Here is a 4,463-nt window from a genome sequence, read left to right on the forward strand (position 1 = left end):
AGATCTTTTCTTAAAAACGCGGGATTAGGATTCGGAAGCCTGGCGTTAACAGGTTTACTGAAAGAGCAGGGTGTGCTGAATTCAGCCGGTGCAGCAGACGAAGGGGATCTGCAGGTCAAACAACCGCATTTTGTGCCCAAAGCAAAATCGATTATCTGGTTGTTTATGCCTGGTAGCCCTTCGCAGGTGGATACCTTTGACTATAAACCCATGCTGCAGAAAAAAGATGGGGAGAAGCTGGAAGGTGCAGACCCCAAAACCGGGTTTTTCACCACCAGCGGGAAGTTGCTGAAATCGCCTTTCAAATTTAAGCAGCATGGCGAATCGGGAGCGTGGGTCTCTGAAATTTTTCCCAACATTGCCAGTCACGTCGACGATATGTCGTTCATTTATTCCTGCTTTTCCCGTTCGAATAACCACACACCCGCCATGCTGGAAATGAATTCGGGAGCGTTTCTACAGGGCAGACCCTGCATGGGGTCTTGGGTGACTTATGGACTGGGGACGGAAAATTCCAATCTGCCGGGTTTTGTAGTCATGCATGGTGCGATGCCCCGTGGGGGAAATCCGATCTGGGCTCCCGGTTTTTTACCCAAGGTCTTTCAGCCGACTGCCATTGATGGCAGAAGCACCGTACCGATTTCGAATTTGTCTCGTCTGAATACGATGACTGATCAGCAACAGCGTAAACAGCTCGATTTATTGAAACAGGTGAATGCCAGACATCAGGAACTAAGGCCGCACGAAGCCGATCTCGCAGCACGTCTGGAATCGTTTGAACTCGCCTATCGCATGCAGACCGCAGCGCCTGAGGCGCTGGATGTGCAGGATGAGTCAGAGGTCATTCAAAAAATGTACGGCGTGGACCAGAAAGAAACAGAACTGGTCGCGAAACAGTGTATCACTGCACGTCGCATGGTCGAACGGGGTGTTCGCTTTATTCAGATTTATGCAGGCACCAATGGCGGCGGCGGCGGGGTCGCCGATGTTCCCTGGGACGGGCACAGTGATATTGGCCTCAATCATCGGATCGCTGCGAAATCGGTCGATCAGCCGATTGGTGCGCTCCTGGCCGACCTGAAAGCACGCGGCCTGTTAGATTCAACGCTTGTAGTCTGGGGCGGTGAATTCGGTAGAACCTCCGATTCACAGGGGAGTCAAGGCCGCGATCATAACCCGAACGCATTCACGATGTGGATGGCAGGCGGCGGAATTAAAGGGGGTGTGCAATATGGCGCCAGTGATGATTTCGGTTACAAAGCCGTTCATAATCGCGTGGGTGTGAACGATCTGCATGCGACACTGCTCTATCTGATGGGCATTGATCATATGAAACTGACCTATCGCTTCAACGGCCGCGATTATCGCCTCACCGACCTGGGCGGAGATCTGATTCAAGATATCATTGCCTGATCGGATAGAACGCGTCGCGTAAGTTTGACGTGATTCGTGAATCGGCAAAGTTGTTTTTTACAAACGATTTCAATTTGGCTGTTACGCCAGTATTTCCTCAACGACTCGGGGATTGTTGCCTACCCCGGTCAGGCGTTCGTTTAGCCCATTTCGGGGAATGAACAGTTCTTCGTGGTTCAATCCCAAAAGATGCAGCATGGTGGTGTGCCAGTCGGGTACGCTGATGCGGTTTTCGACAGCGGCAAAACCGAGTTCGTCAGTCTCCCCCCAGGTCAGGCCCTTCTTGACGCCGCCTCCTGCCATCCAGGTACAGAGCGCGTTCTTGTTATGATCGCGGCCCGATTTGCGTTCATCTTTATCAGCTGCAAGTTGCGCAATCGGCAACCGCCCCATCTCGCCGCCCCACATCACGAGTGTTTCATCCAGTAAGCCGCGTTGTTTCAGATCTTTCAGTAACGCGGCCACCGGTTGGTCGGTCCGCTGGCAGGCCGTTTTCAGGTTTGTCGCAATCGCGCTGTGAGTATCCCAGATCTGGCCGTTAATAAATAACTGCACAAAACGCACGCCCCGCTCAACGAGGCGGAGCGCGATCAGACAGCGGCGGCCGTACGATTCGGTGACAGGTTGATCGATGCCATACATTTTTTGCGTTTCCGCAGTCTCCTGCGAAAGATCAAGTGCATCGGAAGCCGCAATCTGCATTCGCGCAGCCAGTGCATAAGTCGAAAGACGCGCTTCCAGTTGATGATAATGCGCATGTTTTCGCTGATGAATTTGATCCAGACGCGTGATCAAATCGCGTTCGAGTTGGGAAACCGCTGCGGGTTGCTCGTAACCGGGCTTGAGGTTCAACACTGGAGAACCCGTTGCACGGAATCGCGTGCCCTGATGTTGCGCGGGCAGAAAACCGGACTGCCAGTTTTCAATTCCATTGACAGGCAAGCCGAGCGGGTCATCCAGAACGACATACGCGGGCAGGTTTTTATTTTCGCTTCCCAATCCATAAGAGGCCCAGGCTCCTAACGCAGGGTGCCCCGTAAATTCGCTGCCAGACTGAATTTTGTAAAGCGCGGGTTCGTGCGTCAAATTGGTGGTGTACATCGAACGAATCAAGGTGATTTCATCTACCTGCGTTGCCAGATGAGGCATGGCATCGGAGAGCCACATTCCCGATTCCCCATGTCGGGCAAACTTGAACGGGCTGCGCATCAAAGCGCCGGCCTGCTCGGGAAATTCCACTTCCCCTGCGATCTGATCAAAGTGCTGCTTGCCATGAAACTTATCCAGCAGTGGCTTGGGATCAAATAAATCCATCTGACTCGGTCCCCCATTCATGAATAAATGAATGACCGATTTGGCACGTGCTGTGTGATGCGGCCCGAAAGTGGGAGTTGCCTGATGCGCGGGCGATTTTGAATTCGCATACAAATCCTGCTGTAGCAGCCAGGTCAATGCGGCGCCCTGAATTCCTGTGGAGACCTGCTGGAAAAAACTGCGTCTCGGAATTTGTTGATGAATGGTATGATCCTGTCTCATGCGACGACTCTTTATGTTGAATGCTTCGGGAAGCGGAATTCCTGTGTTCGTTAATCGATGTATTGAAACTCTGCCAGATTAAAGATCGCGTGGCAAAAATTCTCCAGCGACTTTTGACTTGAGTCCGTTTGCGCTTTCTGTTGCGGGTTTGCCTCTTCCCATTGTTTCGCCAGTTGTTTGAGTACGTCAACGGCGATACTTTTCTCTTCTTCCGTTGGGTAACGACCAAACGATTTCAGATATATCTGCACGACCTGAGCCAGCGGATCAGCTCCGGCTTCACTGCGAATTCGAGAAGCAAAATGCACCGCCAGTTGATGAATCATTTGATCGTTCAGCATATGTAACGCCTGCGGTGCGACAAGCGACTCTCCCCGTCGCAGGCAGTTGGGACCCATCTGCGGGTAGTCAAAACTCTCCAGCAGCGTGGGGATTTGTGTTCGACGCTGAAGAACATAAATACTTCGCCGCCAGCCGCGTTCCGATTGTTTCGATGTGACCAGACCATCGGGGCGCACATCAACGGGATCGGCAGGTCCAAACGGGGTCTCATCTAACTGACCGGAAAGATACAGCAACGTATCTCTGAGAACTTCCCCTTCCATGCGCTTCAGCGGCATGCGTGACAGGAGACTTCCATCGGGATCCTGTTGCAATGTGTCTTCGGTCACGGAAGAATCCTGTCGATACGTGTTCGAAGTCACCATCAATCGATGCAGGACTTTCAGGCTCCAGTCCTGGCGGACAAACTCCGTGGCGAGCCAGTCCAGCAGTTCCGGATGAGAGGGTTTTTCGCCCGCCTTTCCAAAATTGCCCGGCGTATTGACGATGCCTCTTCCGAAATGATGCAGCCAGATGCGATTGACCATCACCCGCGCGGTCAAAGGGTTGTCGGACCGGGTTAACCACTGGGCAAAGGCAAGACGGCGTCCGATCGGTTTTTCATTTTTCCCTGGTGTGATGATCTCCACAGGGTTGGCATGCTTCGTGAGCACCGCGGGCACTCCGGGTTCGACAGGGCGTCCCGGTGTGAGATAGTTGCCGCGCTTCAAAATATAGGTCGGAGAAGGGGAGCCACGCGACCACAGTGCGCGAATGCGGGGTTCCGGCCGCCGTTTCGATTCGAGGGCTTTGATCTGATTTTGTAACTCAGCCGACTTCTGTTGATACTGTGGATCGACCTGCTTCAGTTCCTCCGGGGCAATGTTCAACAGCTTTTCGTGTTTTTTTAACAGTTCCGTCTGCGCGGCGGTATGTTGCGACTTTTCACTGGAAACCGCAATCAAAATCTGTTCACGATCCACTTCCGGCAAGGTTTGAATTTTCTTCTCGCGCTGTTGTTGCAGCGTTTTTGCAGTGAGTTCACTGATTTCGCGTTTGATCTGTGCCACTTGCGCCGTCAATTGTTTCTCATGATCCTCGTACCGGCTGCGTTCTTCCAGCGTCACATGCGGCAGCGTGCGTGGCCCTTGTGATTTCAGCCAGTCATGTTCATCGTAGGCTTCCTTGAAGAT

At 52.7% G+C, this 4,463-nt stretch carries 3 protein-coding genes; 1 reads left to right on the forward strand and 2 read right to left on the reverse strand.

The genetic code is table 11. The features are described from left to right. Window positions 1-1,413: DUF1501 domain-containing protein (locus Q0294_RS03870; protein ID WP_299461111.1), on the forward strand; the 1,413-nt coding region annotated here is incomplete at its 5' end. An 81-nt stretch (window positions 1,414-1,494) separates the two neighbouring features. Here Q0294_RS03870 and Q0294_RS03875 read toward each other — a convergent pair. Further along, on the reverse strand, window positions 1,495-2,949 hold the full coding sequence (locus Q0294_RS03875; protein ID WP_299461113.1) for a DUF1501 domain-containing protein: 1,455 nt from the start codon (window positions 2,947-2,949) through the stop codon (window positions 1,495-1,497). A 50-nt stretch (window positions 2,950-2,999) separates the two neighbouring features. Further along, a partial coding sequence (locus Q0294_RS03880; protein WP_299461115.1) for a DUF1553 domain-containing protein occupies window positions 3,000-4,463 on the reverse strand: 1,464 nt, incomplete at its 5' end.

Origin of the sequence: uncultured Gimesia sp. (assembly GCF_937919775.1) — a bacterium.
GTDB lineage: Bacteria > Planctomycetota > Planctomycetia > Planctomycetales > Planctomycetaceae > Gimesia.

What these genes read in the sequence shown, in the direction of transcription:
- Q0294_RS03875 (WP_299461113.1), bottom strand. Translation starts at nt 2,949, where the DNA reads ATGAGACAGGATCATACCATTCATCAACAAATTCCGAGACGCAGTTTT.